This is a genomic window from Paracoccus caeni, from assembly GCF_016629665.1.
GTDB classification, from domain to species: domain Bacteria; phylum Pseudomonadota; class Alphaproteobacteria; order Rhodobacterales; family Rhodobacteraceae; genus Paracoccus; species Paracoccus caeni.
Genome location: NZ_JAEPRQ010000016.1, coordinates 1 through 16,994 on the forward strand (window position 1 = coordinate 1; position 16,994 = coordinate 16,994).

General features: G+C 62.9%; 15 protein-coding genes and 1 pseudogene. 12 read left to right on the plus strand and 4 right to left on the minus strand.

All coding sequences use genetic code 11. The features are described from left to right. A partial coding sequence (locus JJJ17_RS20475; protein WP_234464234.1) for a hypothetical protein occupies window positions 1–186 on the minus strand: 186 nt, incomplete at its 3' end. Between the two features lie 112 nt (window positions 187–298). Further along, window positions 299–985, minus strand: a complete 687-nt coding sequence (locus JJJ17_RS20010; protein WP_325168847.1) for a GntR family transcriptional regulator — start codon at window positions 983–985, stop codon at window positions 299–301. A gap of 156 nt (window positions 986–1,141) precedes the next feature. Between JJJ17_RS20010 and JJJ17_RS20015 the strand changes: the two genes are divergently transcribed. From JJJ17_RS20015 to JJJ17_RS20060, 10 genes are all read left to right on the plus strand, one after another. After that, the gene (locus JJJ17_RS20015; protein ID WP_325168848.1) at window positions 1,142–2,080 is read left to right on the plus strand and encodes a sugar phosphate isomerase/epimerase family protein; all 939 of its coding nucleotides are present in this window, start codon (window positions 1,142–1,144) and stop codon (window positions 2,078–2,080) included. Beyond that, window positions 2,077–3,789, plus strand: coding sequence for a dihydroxyacetone kinase family protein (locus tag JJJ17_RS20020; protein WP_200689656.1), 1,713 nt, complete (start codon window positions 2,077–2,079; stop codon window positions 3,787–3,789). Before JJJ17_RS20015 ends, JJJ17_RS20020 begins: the two co-directional genes overlap by 4 nt. A gap of 170 nt (window positions 3,790–3,959) precedes the next feature. Then, window positions 3,960–5,021 (plus strand): PdxA family dehydrogenase, encoded by a 1,062-nt coding sequence (locus JJJ17_RS20025; RefSeq protein ID WP_200689657.1) that lies wholly within the window; start codon window positions 3,960–3,962, stop codon window positions 5,019–5,021. Between the two features lie 58 nt (window positions 5,022–5,079). Beyond that, window positions 5,080–6,075 (plus strand): tripartite tricarboxylate transporter substrate binding protein, encoded by a 996-nt coding sequence (locus tag JJJ17_RS20030; protein WP_200689662.1) that lies wholly within the window; start codon window positions 5,080–5,082, stop codon window positions 6,073–6,075. 104 nt (window positions 6,076–6,179) lie between these two features. Further along, the gene (locus tag JJJ17_RS20035; protein ID WP_200689663.1) at window positions 6,180–6,692 is read left to right on the plus strand and encodes a tripartite tricarboxylate transporter TctB family protein; all 513 of its coding nucleotides are present in this window, start codon (window positions 6,180–6,182) and stop codon (window positions 6,690–6,692) included. Between the two features lie 15 nt (window positions 6,693–6,707). Then, window positions 6,708–8,213: a tripartite tricarboxylate transporter permease gene (locus tag JJJ17_RS20040; protein ID WP_200689665.1), complete on the plus strand. Its 1,506-nt coding sequence runs from the start codon at window positions 6,708–6,710 to the stop codon at window positions 8,211–8,213. Between the two features lie 10 nt (window positions 8,214–8,223). Further along, entirely contained in the window at window positions 8,224–9,615 is a 1,392-nt protein-coding gene (locus JJJ17_RS20045) for an NAD(P)H-dependent oxidoreductase (protein ID WP_200689666.1), read from the plus strand. Window positions 9,616–9,630: 15 nt separating this feature from the next. Next, entirely contained in the window at window positions 9,631–10,887 is a 1,257-nt protein-coding gene (otnK, locus tag JJJ17_RS20050) for a 3-oxo-tetronate kinase (RefSeq protein WP_200689682.1), read from the plus strand. Continuing rightward, window positions 10,884–11,537, plus strand: coding sequence for a 3-oxo-tetronate 4-phosphate decarboxylase (otnC, locus tag JJJ17_RS20055; protein ID WP_200689667.1), 654 nt, complete (start codon window positions 10,884–10,886; stop codon window positions 11,535–11,537). The genes otnK and otnC overlap by 4 nt, the downstream gene beginning before the upstream one ends. After that, window positions 11,534–12,301: a hydroxypyruvate isomerase family protein gene (locus tag JJJ17_RS20060; RefSeq protein ID WP_200689672.1), complete on the plus strand. Its 768-nt coding sequence runs from the start codon at window positions 11,534–11,536 to the stop codon at window positions 12,299–12,301. Before otnC ends, JJJ17_RS20060 begins: the two co-directional genes overlap by 4 nt. Here the strand turns inward: JJJ17_RS20060 and JJJ17_RS20065 are convergent. After that, complete coding sequence (locus JJJ17_RS20065) at window positions 12,291–14,219, minus strand: potassium transporter Kup (RefSeq protein ID WP_234464235.1); 1,929 nt, start codon at window positions 14,217–14,219, stop codon at window positions 12,291–12,293. The two genes, JJJ17_RS20060 and JJJ17_RS20065, sit on opposite strands and share 11 nt — an antisense overlap. A 149-nt stretch (window positions 14,220–14,368) precedes the next feature. On the opposite strand from JJJ17_RS20065, the gene JJJ17_RS20070 reads away from it, so the two are divergent. Both JJJ17_RS20070 and JJJ17_RS20075 read left to right on the plus strand, forming a co-directional pair. Then, on the plus strand, window positions 14,369–15,892 hold the full coding sequence (locus tag JJJ17_RS20070; RefSeq protein WP_200689674.1) for a sensor histidine kinase: 1,524 nt from the start codon (window positions 14,369–14,371) through the stop codon (window positions 15,890–15,892). A 6-nt stretch (window positions 15,893–15,898) separates the two neighbouring features. After that, window positions 15,899–16,603 (plus strand): response regulator, encoded by a 705-nt coding sequence (locus tag JJJ17_RS20075; protein WP_200689676.1) that lies wholly within the window; start codon window positions 15,899–15,901, stop codon window positions 16,601–16,603. A 275-nt stretch (window positions 16,604–16,878) separates the two neighbouring features. Here the strand turns inward: JJJ17_RS20075 and JJJ17_RS20080 are convergent. After that, window positions 16,879–16,994 (minus strand): annotated as a pseudogene (locus tag JJJ17_RS20080) (IS5/IS1182 family transposase); the annotation flags it as partial.

Consider the following 16,994-nt stretch of genomic DNA (forward strand, 5'->3'; position numbering starts at 1 on the left):
ACCTCCAGCATGCGGTACCTCGTCGGCGGAGAGGTAATGAATACCGAAACGCTTGATCGTGGAACAATTCGACTCTGTCCTGTGTGCATCAGCGAAGCTCTGAAGAATGGCGCATCGCCTTTTCCCCAGCACGGTGGACAAAGGCATCCCAATGAAGAAGAGCCGTTTCACTTCAACCCAGATCATCGGCGTGTCGCGTCAGTCTGAGGGTAGGTTGGCACCAGGCATAAGCCGCGATGTAACTCGCTGAGCCATGTCCATTATGATTGACCGTGTCCGCTAAGCATGGTGCCTGGCGTTAACCACCCAGCCCGTCCCGGACGCGATCCCACGCGCGCTTCAGATGCTCAGCCAGGATTGCGGCCAGCCGGTTGGCGTCGCGGGCCTCTAGGGCGAGTATCATCTCTTCGTGCTCGGCTACGGCATTGGCCCATTTCTCGGGGCCTTCATGGCCGATGAAACGGATGCGCTTCAGGCGGGTCTGCAATCGGGCATGTACTTCCGACAATGCGCCATTGTCTGCCAAGGCGACGATGGCCGTGTGGATCTCTTGATTCAGCTTGTAGTAATCCAGCCTGTCGCCCCGGCGATAGCAGGCCAACATCTCGTCGTGCAGCGCCCGTATTTCTGCGATGCCCTGCGCTGTTGCGACCTCGCAAGCCAGTCGCCCGGCGAATTGTTCAAGCGTGCTGATGACCTGCAGCATGTCGCGCACTTCTTTGGCACCGAACTGCTTCACCAGCGCTCCCCGGCTGGGCACCAATTCGACCAGTCCTTCGCTTGCCAGAAACTTGATTGCCTCGCGCAGCGGGGTCCGCGACACGCCAAGCTGCGCGCCCAGATGCCCCTCGTTCAACCGTGCGCCGGGGGGCAGATGCCCTTCGATGATCATGTCGCGCAACCGCGACAGGATCGCGTCATGCAGTGATTGCCGCTCGATCCTGATCTCGATGTCTGAACCGACCGGCATCTGGGAATTGGCCACGCTGCATAATCTCCTCGACAATACCTACAAATGGCTAAGCGCAGCCGCTTCGTAAGTCAATCATGCGTTCTGAAGGCTGTATACAGAATACTTGATTATCATTTTGCAGCATGCTAGCGAAGCGGCAGGAGCGGGAATCGAACGGGGGAAATCCGGGTGGAGCAGCGCTGGACAGCAGAGACATGGCCGATCGCGGCGGCGATGATCCCGTTTCCGGGTAAATTGCCGAATGGCGATCTGGTTCAGGATGCCCGCCCCGAGGTCTGGGAGCAAAATTTGGCCCAGGTGGCGGATGCCAGCTTCGATGCCGTCGATCCGACCGATTCATGGCTTCGCATCGCAGATCTGGAACCCGCGCGCCTGTCTGAATTTCTGTCGATCTGCGACGGGTTGGGGCTGTCCATCCCGGCGATCTCGACCGCGCGGCGCAGTGTCATTGATCCTGAACATGGCGGCGAATATCTGGCCTATAGCCACCGGGTCATCGATACCGCAGCACAACTTGGCATCGGCCATGTCAGCTTTGGTTTCTTCGGCCCGCTATCCCCCAGCCAGATGAAGGCGCTGTGGTTTTGGACCGAGCAGGGGGTGCAGAACCCCGATGATCCGGATGTCTACCGTCTGGCGGTGGACCGGATTCGTGAACTGGGCCAGCATGCCGAAAGCTGCGGCGTCCGTATCGCTCTGGAAATGTACGAAGACACTTATCTGGGCAGCGCCCGTGATGCGGTGCGTTTCGTGAGCGAGGTCAACCATCCCTCGGTCAGGCTGAATATCGATATCGGCAATCTGATCCGCCTGCATCGCCCGGTCGAGCCTTGGGCAGAGATGATCGAGCTTTGCGCCCCTTATGCCGGTTACTGGCATGTAAAGAACTACTACCGGATCGAAGATCCCTCGGGTCTGGTGATGACTCACCCGGCGCCGTTGCTGGGGGGCACGATCAACTGGCGTGCGGCGATCCGCCGGGCCTTGGAACTGGGCTTCGACAGTCCGTTTCTGGTGGAACATTATGGCGGCGACGGGCTGTCAATCAGCGCCGCGAACCGCGACTATATCAGAACGATCCTGCCGGGAGGGACTATCCGCACATGACCAAAGTGTTTGACCAGCCGGACGAATTCGCCGCGACCGCGCTGGCGGGCTTCTGCGCCGCCAATGTTGATCGCGTGGCCGCCGTGCCGCATGGCGCCGTACGTGCCGCGCCGGGTAATCAGGGCAAGGTTGCGCTGGTGATCGGTGGTGGCTCGGGCCATTATCCGGCCTTTCTGGGCTATGTTGGTGCGGGACTGGCGGATGCCGCCGTGGCAGGCGATGTTTTCGCCTCGCCCTCGACTGCGTGGGTTTATGGCGTCGCGAAGGCCGCCAACCGGGGCGGCGGGTTGATCCTTGGCTTTGGCAATTATGCGGGCGACGTTCTAAACTTCGGCGCTGCAGCCGAGCGTCTTCGCGCGGAAGGGATCGATGCGCGCATTCTGGCCGTCACCGATGACGTAGCCAGTGCGCCGCGCGCAGAACAACCGAAACGTCGCGGTGTGGCGGGCGATCTGGCGGTTTTCAAGATCGCCGGGGCCGCTGCCGAAGCCGGGCTGGACCTTGATGCGGTGATGGAGGTCGCGGATCGCGCGAACCGCGCCACCGTGTCTTTCGGGGTGGCCTTCGATGGCTGCACGTTGCCGGGTCAGGCCGCGCCGCTGTTCACGGTCGAGACCGGCCAGATCGGCATGGGCCTTGGCATTCACGGCGAACCCGGCATTCGCAACGAAAAGATGGTCCCCGCCGCCGAACTGGCGCGGATGCTGCTGGAGCCGCTGCTGGCAGAGCGCCCCGACAATCACGACGGGCGCGTGGCGGTGGTCCTGAACGGGCTTGGTCGCACGAAGTATGAAGAGCTGTTCGTGCTGTGGCACCACCTGACGGGTCTGCTGGACGCTGCCGGATTGACTCCGGTTCAGCCTGAAGTTGGTGAATTCGTGACCAGTCTGGATATGGCCGGGTGTTCGCTGACGATCACATGGCTGGATGACGGGCTTGAGGAATACTGGTCCGCCCCCGCAGACGCCCCGGCCTTCCGCCGTGGCGTCGTTGCGCCGCAGGTTGCGGGCGAACGGGTCGAAGCGGTGGCGGAGGTCGAGGCTGCAATCCCACCTGCATCACCTGAATCGCAAAAATCCGGTGCCTGCATCGCGGCTCTGATACTGCGGCTGGCAGAGGCGCTGGCCGAGGCTGAAGAAGAACTGGGCCGGATCGATGCGCAGGCCGGTGACGGCGATCATGGTCAGGGCATGGCGCGCGGGTCTGCCGCTGCGGCATCTGCGGCGATGAAAGCGGCAGAGGCTGGCGCCGGGGCGGCGACCGTGCTGTCGCTGGCTGGTGACGCATGGGCCGATCGAGCGGGCGGCACATCCGGCGCATTGTGGGGCGTGGCTTTGCGGGCTTGGGGGCAAGCCTTGTCTGATCAATCCGCACCCGACGCCGCTACCGTCGCAAAAGGCGCATCGGACGGGTTAGACGCGGTGGTCCGCCTTGGCGGTGCGAAGATCGGCGACAAGACCTTGGTCGATGCCTTTGCCCCCTTCGTCGAAAGCCTTCGCGCCGCGACGGATAGCGGGCAGGATCTCCCGACCGCCTGGGCGCAAGCCGCCGCAACCGCAACCGAGGCTGCGGATGCAACCGCCAGCCTGACCCCGAAACTGGGCCGCGCCCGTCCTTTGGCGGAACGCAGCGTCGGCCATCCCGATGCAGGGGCCATCTCGCTGGCCCTCTGCGCAAGGGTGATCGCCAGAGAACTGGCGCAGGGCTGAACCAGCCCCTCACGACGGCATGAAATAATCCGCCGCAGACCTGCTCTGCGGCGGCGGAAGGAAGCTGCATCCGATCTGGACGACCGCCGCCTTGAGCCTTGATTCAAGGGACAAAGAACTGGACTGGATGTTAAATATTGTATACAGAACTCTGAATGGAGGATTCGCAGATGCGTATTGCACTCGCGATTGGGGATGCAGGGGGCGTCGGCCCCGAACTGGCGGCCAAACTGCTGGCGCATGAGGATATGCAGGGCCGCGATGTGATCGTGGTCGGCGATGCAACCGTCCTGCAAATGGGCGCGAAACACGCGGGCGTGACGCTGGAGCTGCCGGTTATCGCAACCGATGCTGTTACTGGCGATCTGCCTTCCGGTCCGGTTCTGGTCGATCTGGCGAACTGCCCTGCGGATCGTGTGACGCTGGGCGTGTCCAGCCCGGAAACCGGCGCGGCCTCGCTTCAAAACTTCGCCGCCGTTCTGCGGCTGGCCCATTCCGGCATCGCCGATGCGGTGATGTTCACTCCCTATAACAAACACTCGATGCGGCTCGCGCGGCCCAGCTATGTCGATGAGATCGGCTTCATCGACAAGGCGCTGTCGGCGGATCGCAGCGGTCGCGAATTCAACGTGCTGGACGAGGTCTGGAACGCCCGCGTCACCTCGCATATTCCGCTGCGCAAGGTGGCCGAAACGCTCAGCACCGAGCGCATTCTGAACAGCTTGCGCCTGACGGCCGAGGTGATGGCCGGTGCCGGTAAACCCGGCGCGCGGATTGGCGTTGCGGCGCTGAACCCCCATGCTGGCGATGGCCGCAACTTTGGCCATGAAGACGACGACATCATCGCCCCGGCGGTCGAGGCGGCTGTGGCCGAAGGTATCCCTGCCAAAGGCCCGATCCCGTCTGATACCGTCTTCGTGCGCGCTACGCGCGGCGAATTCGATGCCGTGCTGACCATGTATCACGATCAGGGTCAGATCGCGATGAAGCTGATCGGCTTCGACCGCGGCGTGACGCTGATCGCGGGCTATGGCTTCCCGATTGTGACCCCCGCCCACGGCACCGCCTTCGACATTGCGGGACAGGGCAAGGCCGATCTGGGCGCCACGCTGGCGGCTGCACGTCTTGGCACCGACCTGGCGAAGCTGAACCCCAAGCGGGATGGCACACAGCCGTTGCCGCAGGGCTGGGCGACCGAAGAGGTCGGGGCCAGCGCGATGGTGGCCGAATAGGCCGCCATTCAAGACATTTGCCCCGCCAACGAGGGGCGCACCAGTGGAGGAGAGACACATGACCAAGATCAAGACAGCATTGCTGGCTGCCACCGCCGTCATGGCGGCGGCACCGGCAATGGCCGAATGGGCGCCCAACCGTCCCGTCGAATTCGTCGTCGCGTCCGGCGCAGGCGGTGGCAGCGATAACTTTGCCCGCACGATCCAGTCGGCACTGACCCGCAACGACATCGTCGATGCGCCGATGGTCGTGCTGAACAAGGGCGGCGGCTCGGGGGCCGAGGCGTTTCTGTACGCCCGCCAGAACGCAGGCGATCCGAACAAGCTGATCTTTGCGACGAACAACGTCTATCTTCTGCCCTATGTGGCAAAGCTGGCCTATACGACCGAGGATTTGCAGCCGGTCGCAGCGCTTGCGTTGGATGAGTTTCTGGTCTGGGTCAAAGCCGACAGCCCCTATGAAACGATCACCGATCTGATCGACGCGGCCAAGGAAGCGCCCGGGACAATCGTGTTCGGTGGCAGCCAGTCGAAAGATACCGATGAAACGCTAGTCGCGCTGATCGAACAGACGACCGGAGCGGATTTCCGCTATGTGCCCTTCAATGGCGGCGGCGAAGTTGGCGTGCAGCTTGCAGGCGGCCATATCGCGGCCAATGTGAACAACCCGAACGAAAATGTCGGCCAGTGGCAGGCAGGCGCGGTGCGCCCGCTTTGCGTCTTCGCGCCGCAGCGCATGGCCGAAAGCGAGCCGATCAGCGGCGAGATGGGCTGGCACGACATTCCGACCTGTTCGGAAGCCGGTCTGGACATCGAAAGCTATCAGATGCCGCGCACGGTCTGGCTGCCCAAAGACACGGACCCCGAGGTTGTGGCCTATTATCAGGACGCGATGACCAAGGTTGCCGAAACCCCGGAATGGCAGGATTATCTGACCAAGACCTCGCAAACCGGGGCCGTTCTGGTGGGTGATGAGCTTGCCGACTTCATCCAGAAGAACGAAGACAGCACCGTGAAGGTCTTCCAGGCGGAAGGCTGGACCGCAGCCGAATAAGCTTCACCAATCGCCGTGGGCCTGCGGAGACAATCCGTGGGCCTGCAAGTTGAACGAGGCAGAGGGATGACCTTTGCCTGATCCGCAGGCGGAAAGGAACAGCCATGACCGTCAGACGTTTCCACGCCGAAATCGGCACCGCCCTTGTGACGGCAGGGGTTGGCCTTGCCGCTGTCATCGGCGCTTCCGAACTGGGCTTCGGTTGGGAAGAAAGCGGCCCGCAGCCGGGCTATTTCCCCTTCTATGTCGGGCTGGTCCTGATCGGCGCAAGCCTTTGGAACCTGATGCGCGCCTTTGTGAAACATCGCGATGCGATGGTGCAGGAACGTGCCTCGGGCGAGATCGAAGAACCGTTTCTGCCGCGCGAAAATCTGGGCCGGATCGGCACCTTCCTTGCGGCGATGACGGGCTTTGTCATCGCGACGCTGACCTTGGGCGTCTATGTCGCCTCGGCTGGTTACATCGCGTGGAGCGCGTGGCGTCAGGGCGGCTATCCGCTGTGGAAATCGCTGACCATCGGGATTGTCTTCACCGTGGTTCAATACGTCATCTTCGAGACGATCTTCAAAATTCCGCTGCTGAAGGGGCCAATCGAACCCCTTCTGGGCATCTACTAGGAAAGGCGCTGAATCATGGGCAATTTCGACCTGTTGATGCATGGCTTCGGCGTCGCCATCACGCCGATGCACCTGCTGTTGATGGTGGGTGGCGTGCTGATGGGGCTAGTCGTTGGTGTGCTGCCGGGCCTTGGCGCGCCGAATGGCGTGTCGCTGCTGATCCCGCTGACCTTTGCGCTGGACCCGACCTCAGCGATCATTCTGCTGTCGTCGATGTATTGGGGGGCGCTGTTTGGCGGCTCGACCACATCGATCCTGTTCAACATTCCGGGCGAGCCAAGTTCCGTCGCCACGACATTCGACGGCTATCCAATGGCGCGAAAGGGTGAATCCACCCGCGCGCTGACACTGGCCTTCATGTCGGCAGGCGTCGGCGCACTGACCGGCGTGATCGTCATCACGCTGCTGGCAGGCTGGGCATCGAACTTTGCGCTGAAATTCGGCGCGCCGGAATATTTCGCCGTCTATTTCCTGGCCTTCGCCGCCTTCATCGGCATGGGCAGCGCATCACCGGCGAAAACGCTGGTGTCGCTGACCACCGGGCTTTTGCTAGCGACCGTCGGCATGGACACCGTAACCGGAGAGATCCGGCTGACCTTCGGGCTGGACCAATTGCTGAGCGGGATCAGCTTCCTAGTCGTGGTGATCGGCCTGTTCGGCATCGGCGAATTGCTGTCCACGGTGCAGGAAGGTCTGCGTTTCCGCGGCGTCTCGTCCCGCATCGATCTGCGTGACGTGTTCAAGACTATCGCTGAACTGCCACGCTACTGGGCGACCACGATCCGTTCGGGCCTGATCGGTATCTGGATGGGCATCACGCCCGGCGGCCCGACCGCTGCATCATTCATGAGCTACGGCATCGCCCGTCAGGCATCGCGCAAGGGTGAGCCTTTCGGGACCGGCCGTCCCGAAGGCATCGTCGCCCCCGAAACCGCAGATCACAGCGCCGGAAGCTGCGCCATGCTGCCGATGCTGGCGCTTGGCGTGCCGTCTTCGGCCACGGCGGCGGTGATGATGGGCGGGCTGATGATCTGGGGGCTGACGCCGGGACCGATGCTGTTCGCGACCAAGCCCGATTTCGTCTGGGGCCTGATCGCCAGCATGTATGTGTCGAACCTGATCGGCGTGATCCTTGTTCTGGCAACGGTGCCGATGTTCGCCGCCCTGCTGCGGATCCCGTTCTCGATCATCGGGCCGATGATCGTGGTGATCTGCTTCGTCGGCGCCTATACGGTCTCCAACTCCAGCTTCGATCTGTGGCTTGTGCTGCTATTCGGGCTTGTGGGCTATCTGTTCACCAAGCTTGATTACCCGCTGGCGCCGTTGGTTCTGGCGATGGTGCTTGGCCACAAGGCCGAGAACGCCTTCCACCAGTCGATGATCCTGTCGAACGGATCGCTGGATATCTTCTTCTCGAACACGCTGGTGACCTCGATCATGGTGATCGCGCTGGCGCTGCTGGTCCTGCCGAAGACGCTGCAACTCAGCAGCCGTCTGCGCCGCAGGCAGCCGGTAGAATAGGGGCCGATCAATGAACCATCTTCGCTACTTCGCGGGCCTAGGCAGCCGTCAGGTCGAATGCGCCATTGTCGGAACGGGCGGCTTCGGCCGCAGCTTTCTGGCGCAGGCCCGCCATGTCAGGGGCCTTGGCTGCCGGGTGGCGGTGGATCGCGACACCGCCATCGCCGCTGCCGCCCTGCAATCGGTTGGCACCGACCCGACCCGGATCGCGGAATGTCGCGACCCCGTCGCTGCTCGCGCGGCTTGGGAGGCAGGCCAATCCATTGCCGCCGCCGATCTGGCCGTGGTCGCCGATCTGCCGGTCGAGGTGGTCCTTGAAGCCACCGGCAACCCCGAAGCCGGTGCCCGCCATGCCCGCATCGCAATCGAGGCGGGCAAGCATGTCATTATGGTCACCAAGGAAACCGACAGTGTCGTCGGCCCGATCCTTGCGCGAATGGCCAAGGAACGCGGCCGCGTCGTCTCACCCGTGGATGGCGATCAGCCCAGCCTGCTGATCGGCCTTGCCACATGGGCCGACGCCATCGGGCTAGAGATCATCGCCGCCGGCAAATCCAGCGAATACGATTTCGTCTTCGATCCGGCTTCAAACATGATCACCAGCAACGGCCAGACGATCCCGGCCCCCGGCTTCGGCGACTGGATCGAGGCGGGCGACCGCACATGGCCCGACATTGCGAAGGCGCGCGCCGAACTGGCACAGGCGCTGCCGCAACGCGCAGTGCCCGATCTGTGCGAACTGACCGTGGTTGCCAATGCGCTTGGCATGTCGCCCGACCGCGCAGATTTCCACGCGCCTATCGCGCGGATCACCGAGATCGCCGACCTGATGGCCCCGGTAGCGGATGGTGGGTTGCTGAACGGTAATGGTCAGCTTGATGTCTTCCATTGCCTGCGTCTTCCGGGAGAGCCCAGCTTTGCCGGTGGCGTCTTCGTCACCGTCGCCTGCCGCGACGACGAAACATGGCAGATGCTCCGCGAAAAGGGCCATGTCGTCGCGCGGAACGGCAAGACCGCAATGATCGGCCTGCCGCGTCACCTGTTGGGGCTGGAGGCCGCAACCTCGGTCTTTGAAACGGCGCTGCTGGGCGTGTCCTCGGGGGCGGAAACGCCGCACCCGGTGATTGACCTGACCGCCCATGCCGATGCCGATCTGCCCGCAGGCACTTTGCTGCTGGCCGAAGGTCATCACCACACCATCGCCAATGTCTCGGCCAGGATGACCCCGGCCAAGGCGCTGTCGGACGATGCACCGATCCCCTACTATCTGGCCTCTGGCCGGAGGCTTCGCCGCGATGTTCGGGCGGGTCAGGCGATCTTGTGCGGCGATGTCGATCTGGACGAAGGCGCGGAATTGTATCGGCTGCGGCTTGCGCAGGATGTGGTCACCGACTGGAACTGAACGAAAGGGCACATGATGCTGTTGGGCTGTATCGGTGACGATTTCACCGGCTCTTCCGATCTGGGCAATACGCTGGTCAAGGCGGGGATGCGCGTCGTTCAGTATAGCGGCACCCCAAAAACCCCTGCCGCCCCGGATGTCGAGGCGGGGATCGTTGCGCTGAAATCGCGTTCGATCCCGGTGGATCAGGCGGTTAAACTGTCGCTTGAGGCACTGGACTGGCTGAAGGCTCAGGGCTGTCGTCAGTTTCTGTTCAAATATTGCTCGACCTTCGATTCCACGCCTGAGGGCAATATCGGCCCGGTGGCCGAAGCGCTGGCCGACGCTTTGGGCGCGGATCGCGTGATCTTCTGTCCGGCCTTTCCGGCAGCAGGCCGGACGATCTATCAGGGTCACCTGTTCGTCGGTGACCGGCTGCTGAACGAAAGCGGGATGGAGAACCATCCGCTGACCCCAATGACCGATCCCGATCTGCGTCGCTGGCTGTCCCGCCAGACCCGCCACATGGTCGGGCACATCCCGGCCGCGACCGTCTGGCAGGGCGCCGAGGCTATTCGCGCTCTGCTGGATGACGAAAGCGCCAAGGGTCGTCCCTTCGTCATTGCCGATGCGATCCGCGATCAGGACCTGGTGGCGTTGGGCCGTGCCGTCGCCGATTTGCCGCTGCTGACCGGCGGCTCGGGCATCGCTCTTGGGCTGCCGCAGAACTTCCGCGACCAAGGGCTGTTGGCGGCGGACCGGACCGGCTGGCAAGGCCAAGCGGGCAAGGCGGCGGTCTTGTCAGGGTCCTGTTCTCGCGCAACGCGGGGTCAGGTCGCCCATCATATCGACGGAGGATCGCCCGCGCTGGAACTGGACCCCGAGGCGGTTCTGTCAGGTGTGACAACCCCGCAAGATGCCGCTGCATGGGCGCTGATGCAGAACGGGCTGCCGCTGGTTTATTCTTCCGCGGATCCCGAGCGGGTTCGTGAGGTGCAGTCACGCCACGGCACCGAAACGGTAGCCGCCCGGCTTGAAGACTTCTTCGCTGAAACTGCGCGTCTCCTTGTCGCGGGTGGGACCACGCGCCTGATTACCGCAGGGGGTGAAACTTCAGGCGCAGTTGTCGAAGGGCTGGCAGTCGCGCAGCTTGAAATCGGGCCAGAAATCGATCCGGGCGTGCCCGCAGTCAGGGTCGCGGGCGATCTGGTTCTGGCATTGAAATCGGGTAATTTCGGGTCAGATGATTTCTTTGCCAAGGCCGCCGCCCGGCTGGAAGGAACCGCAGAATGACCGCTGAGACACGCCTGCGCGAACATATCTGCGACCTTGCCCGGTCGATGTTCGATCGCGGTCTGACGGCAGGTTCCACGGGCAATATTTCCGCCCGGACTGAAGATGGCGGGCTTCTGGTCTCACCCACCGGCACAAGCTTTGGCCGTCTTGACCCGGCGCGGCTGTCGCGCTTCGACGCGGCGGGCCAGCATATCGGCGGTGACCGACCGACCAAGGAAATGCCCTTGCATTCGGCATTCTACGAAACGCGGGGTCGTACGGGTGCGGTGGTTCACCTGCACTCTTGTCATGCCGTCGCATTGTCGACGCTGCCCGATACCGATCCGCAGGATTTTCTGCCCCCGATCACGCCCTATGCCTTCATGCAGTTGGGGCGGGTGAAGTTGCTGCCCTATTTCCGCCCCGGCGATCCCGCTATCGGAGATGCGGTGCGCGGCCTTGCGGGCAAACGGTCTGCGGTGATGCTGGCCAATCACGGGCCGGTCGTTGCTGGCCTTGATCTTGAAGGCGCCTGCAACGCTATTGAAGAGCTTGAGGCAACGGCCCGGCTGGCGCTTTTACTGCGCGGCGCCACGCCCAACATGCTGAACGCTGAACAGGTCGCGGAACTGGTGCGCATTCACGATGTCGCTTGGGGCGACGCATGACGCGCTTTTCGGCCAATCTGGGCTTTCTTTGGGCCGATCTGCCCTTGCCCGATGCCATCCGCGCGGCCCATGCGGCGGGTTTTGACGCCGTAGAGTGCCACTGGCCCTATGACCACGATCCGGCGGCGGTGCGCGCGGCGCTTGATGAAACCGGGCTGCCGATGCTGGGGCTGAACACCTTGCGCGGGCAGCCGGGTGAAAACGGCCTTGCCGCCCTGCCGGATCGCAGATCCGAGGCGAGAGTCGAAATCGACCGCGCCATCCGCTATGCCCGCGCGATTGGCTGCGGCAGCGTTCACGTCATGGCGGGCTTTGCTCAGGGGCGCGAAGCAGAAGCCGCATTTCTGGCCAATCTGGACTACGCCTGCACCACCGCCCCGGACCTCACGATCCTGATCGAGCCGCTGAACCACTACGACGCGCCGGGCTATTTCTTGCAGGGCTCGGATCAGGCAGCCGAACTGATCCGGCGTGCGGGGCATGGCAATCTGCGGATGATGTTCGACTGCTACCACCTGCAGATCATGGAAGGCGACCTGACCCGCAGGCTTGAACGCCACCTACCGATCATCGGCCATATCCAGATCGCGTCAGTGCCTGATCGCGGCACACCAGACCATGGTGAACTGGACTATCGCCACATCATCTCCCATCTGAAAGCTCTTGGCTGGAGCCGCCCCCTTGGCGCGGAATACCGGCCTGTCGGTCCCACCGACGCGACGCTCGACTGGTTGGTGGATGAAGGGCTGGCGATCAGATATTGATCTGCGTCCCAAGCTCAACCACCCGCCCCGCTGGAATGCGGAAATAATCGGACAGCCCGGCCGCGTTGCGCGACAGCAGGATGAACAGCCGCGCCTGCCATTGCGGCATCTGCGACCGCGCCGACAGCCGCACCGTCCGCCGCGACAGGATGAAAGAGGTCGACATGATGTCGAATTTCCAACCCATCCGGCGGCATTGCATCAGCGCGCGCGGAATATCGGTTTCCTCGGCATAGCCGTAGGTCAGGGTGACGCGACGCAGACGCGGGGTGATCACCTCGATCTCGACCCGGTCATCTTCGGGGATGCGGGGGACGTTGGCAGTGGTGATGGTCAGGATGACGTTCTGTTCGTGCAGGGCGCGGAAATGCTTCAGGCTGTGCAGCAGCGCGCCGGGCATCAGGTCCGGGTTGGGCGACAGGTAAACCGCCGTCCCGGCAACCGTGGCGATCGAATCTGAATCAAGCTGCCGCAGCAGGGTTTCCAGCGGCGTTTCCGCCTCACGGTCCTTTTCATACAGGATCTGCCGGCCCCGCCGCCACGACAGCATCAGCGTGGCAATCGCCGCCGCAATGCCCAGCGTCAGCCAGCCACCATCCAGCACCTTCGCCATATTGGCGGCAAAGAAGGCCAGCTCCATCACAAGAAACGGCGCAATCATCAGGATCGCCAGCCACAGCGGCATCCGCCAGAGGCGATATGCAACCAGAATGGCCAGCTTCGCCGTGATCACCATCGTCCCGGTCACGCTGATCCCATAGGCCGAGGCCAGCGCAGACGAGCTGCCAAAACTGACCACCAGCAACATCACCCCCAGCATCAGGGCAACGTTCACGCCCGGCATGAAAATCTGCCCCTGATGTTCATCCGACGTATGCCGGATCCGCATTCGCGGCAGCAACCGAAGCTGGATCGCCTGCTGGGTCAGCGAAAACGCCCCCGAAATCACCGCTTGCGAGGCGATCACGGTCGCTATCGCCGCAAGGAAGACCACCGGGATCAGTGCCCAATCAGGAAACAGCAGAAAGAACGGATTGCCGATTGCCTGCGGATTCGACAGAACCAGTGCGCCTTGCCCGAAATAGTTCAGCAGCAGCGCGGGCAGCGCGACCACACACCAAGCAAGCTGAATCGGCCTGCGCCCGAAATGGCCCATATCGGCATAAAGCGCCTCGGCCCCGGTCACCGCCAGAAAGACCGACCCAAGTACGACCATGCCCAGCAAACCGTTTTGCAGCATGAAGCTGATCGCATAGCCCGGGCTAAGCGCGACCAGAACCTCGGGCGCTTCGCCGATCCGCCACAGACCGCCCGCGGCCATGACGATGAACCAGACCAGTGTGATCGGCCCAAAATAGCGCGCCACCGCATCGGTGCCGCGATGCTGGACCAGAAACAGCCCGAAGATGATGCCTATGGCGATGGGCAGGATCCACGGCTCTAGCGCGGGCGTCACCAGCTTCAGCCCTTCAACCGCCGACAGAACCGACACTGCGGGCGTGATCGCCGCATCGCCATAGAACAGCGCCGCGCCCAGCAGGGCCAGCAGAACGACCCATGTGGACGGCGCTTTGCTGGTCCGCTGGATCAAAGCCAGCAGGGACAGCGTGCCGCCTTCGCCTTCATTGTCCATACGCAGCAAGATCAGCACGTATTTCACTGTAACAATCAGCAGCAGCGCCCATGTGACCAGCGACAGAACGCCCAAGACATCCTCGCGAATGACGCTGCCATGCGAGGCGCCGGTGGCATGCATCGCCTCGCGGAACGCATAAAGCGGCGAGGTGCCGATATCGCCATAGACCACGCCAAGCGCCGCCAGTGACAGGGCGGGCAAAGATGTCTGTGTCTGGCCACCATGGGTGCCGTGATGCGTATCAAGGCCCGAAAGGGGGGTGGCGGTGTCGGTCATGGTCATCGGATAAGCTCTCAACGCAAGCAGCAGGATCGGTGAAGACGGCAACCTGCGCATCGGCGCGTAAGGATACGACAGGGAATTGTGCCGCTGGCCGTAAGGAAGTCGTAAAGATTGTGGACAAGCCCGCCCGCGCACGAGCAGATAAGGCCATGACCGCCCCTATCGCCCCTCCGACAAAAGCCCGCGCCATGATCGCACCCCGCCCGCGCGATCTGGCCTATGCCACGCTGATCGTAGCGGTAGCCGCGGGGATCGCATGGCTTCTGCGCGATGTGTTGGGGGAAACCGCGCCGGCGATGTTCTTCATCACGGCGGTCCTGATTTCTGCCGTGCAACGCGGGTTCTGGCCGGGGCTGTTCAGCGCGGCATTGGCCTTTTTCCTGCTGAACTTCCTGTTTGCCGCGCCGCATTTCACGCTGTTCGTCAGCCATCCGCAGGATCTGGTGACGCTGGCCGCCTTTCTTCTGGTCGCTGGACTGACGGGTTTGATGACCGGCCGCCTCCGCGAACAGCGCGATGCGGCAGAAGGGCGGGCGGCGGTGCTGACGGTGCTGTCAGAAGTCTCGGCCGACCTGATCCGGGCGGACCGACCTGAAACGGTTCTGCAAGCCGCGCTGACGCATCTTGGCCGCGTCGCGGGCGGGCCTGCGATGATCCTGACCCGCGATGGCGATCAGGGTCTTGCCCTGCTTGCCGCCAGTCCCGAAGGGTTGCAGCCGACCGGCGCCGATCTGCAAGCCGCCGACGGTGCCCTGCGCCACAGCCGTATCGAATACGCCGCCGCGCGCGGCTGGAACGGGTCGCCCTTCACCTTCGTGCCCCTGAATAGTGGCCAGAACGCTTTGCATGTGCTGGGCCATCAGCGGCTGGACAGCTCGCTTGCCGATCTGTCCTACCGGGAAGAGGCCATCGGCGTGATCCGCCACCAGACCGAAATGGCATTGCAACGCCTCGCTTTCGCCCAAACAGCCGAGGCTGAACGCCAACGCGCCGAAGCCAGCGGCCAGCGCGCGGCGCTTCTGGCATCCTTGTCGCACGATCTGCGAACGCCGCTGGCAACGATCCTTGGTTCGGTCACCACCTTGCGCGATCTGGGCCGCGCCCTGCCGCCCGAGGCGCAGCAAGATCTGCTGTCAGCCGCCAGCGAAGAGGCCGAACGGCTTAGCCAATACGTGACAAACCTGCTGCAAATGACCCGCCTTGAACTGGGCGGCAGGCTGCGCACCGCATGGGTGGACGCCGCCGACATCGCCCGCGACGCGATCGAACGGGTGACACGGATCAATCCGCAAGCGGTCATCGCCGCCGACCTGCCTGACGACCTGCCGATGATCCGCGCCGAGGCTGCATTGCTGGAACAGGGCCTGATCAATCTGCTGGAAAACGCGGTCAAATATAGTGATGGCCCGATCCTGTTGTCGGGTCTTGTCGAGGGCGACACGCTTTCGTTGTCCATCGCCGACCGCGGCCCGGGTCTGCCACAACCGTTGGCCGACTGGTTGCATGGCGACACGCTGCATGCAGCGCCCGGCAGTCGTGGGCTTGGTCTGCCGATCAGCAAAGGCATCGCCCGCACCCTTGGCGGCCATCTGTCCGCCTCGACCCGCGACGGCGGCGGTGCCATTCTGACGATAAACCTGCCGCTTGCCGCTTCTTCCACAACCGATGTCTGAGCTAAAATGCCCGAACCCTCGCAGCCCCTAATCCTGATCGTTGATGACGAACCGCAAATTCAGCGATTCCTGACCCATGCGCTGAATGCGTCGGGTTATCGCACGATCGAGGCCGTGACCGGGCGTGACGGATTACAGCAGTATCGTAGCGCGCGACCCGACCTTATCATTCTGGACCTTGGCCTGCCCGATATGGATGGCAAATCGGTCATCGAGGTCCTGCGAGACGACGGCACCGTGCCGGTGATCGTGCTATCCGCGCATGATCAGGAAATGGAAAAGATTATGGCGCTGGACCTCGGCGCCGATGATTTCGTGTCAAAACCCTTCGCCATCGGCGAACTTCTGGCCCGCATCCGCGTCTGCCTGCGCCCCCGCCGCACGGTCGGTCAGCAGGATGTGCTGAGCTGGGACAACCTGGAAATCGACCGCGCCGCGCATGAGGTTCGCCTTGCTGGCACCTTGATCCGCCTGACCCCGAAAGAGTTTCAGCTTCTGATCGCCCTTGCCGACAATCCCGGCCGCGTCCTGACTCACCGACAGCTTCTGCAAAAAGTCTGGGGCCCGGCCCATGTCGAAGATGTCCCCTACCTCAGGGTTTTCATCGGACAGTTGCGTCAGAAACTAGCCTTGACCGCTGACGGCCCCGTCCAAATCCACACCGAAGCGGGGATCGGTTATCGCTGGCTTGTGCAGACAGATCAGCCGTGATCCAGCTTTCCGGCGACGCTCCGAGCGCTTTAACACCCCCCGCCCAGTCGCGCTGGCAACGTATCTGTTCCCGGGACTGAGCCTGCCAAGGTATGCCGGTCTTGACGATCGTGCCGGCAATGCGGACGGAAGGTTCGTTGGCCTTGCATCAAAGATGCACCAAGCAAGCCTCGACGGTGTTCCTGTATGTCACAGATCATGGTATAGCGCTCATATGGAAAGCGACCGCATCCAACCAATAGACGGCATCTCTCCGCCCGCCAATCATTTCTAGGTCATGTTGACGAATGGCGGAGCCATAGCCTGATGCAGGCGACGTCTACGAAGCCGAGGAAACTGTCTGCAGTTTTGTTGTAGCGGTTTGCCAGCCGGCGGCTGTTTTTCAGCTTGT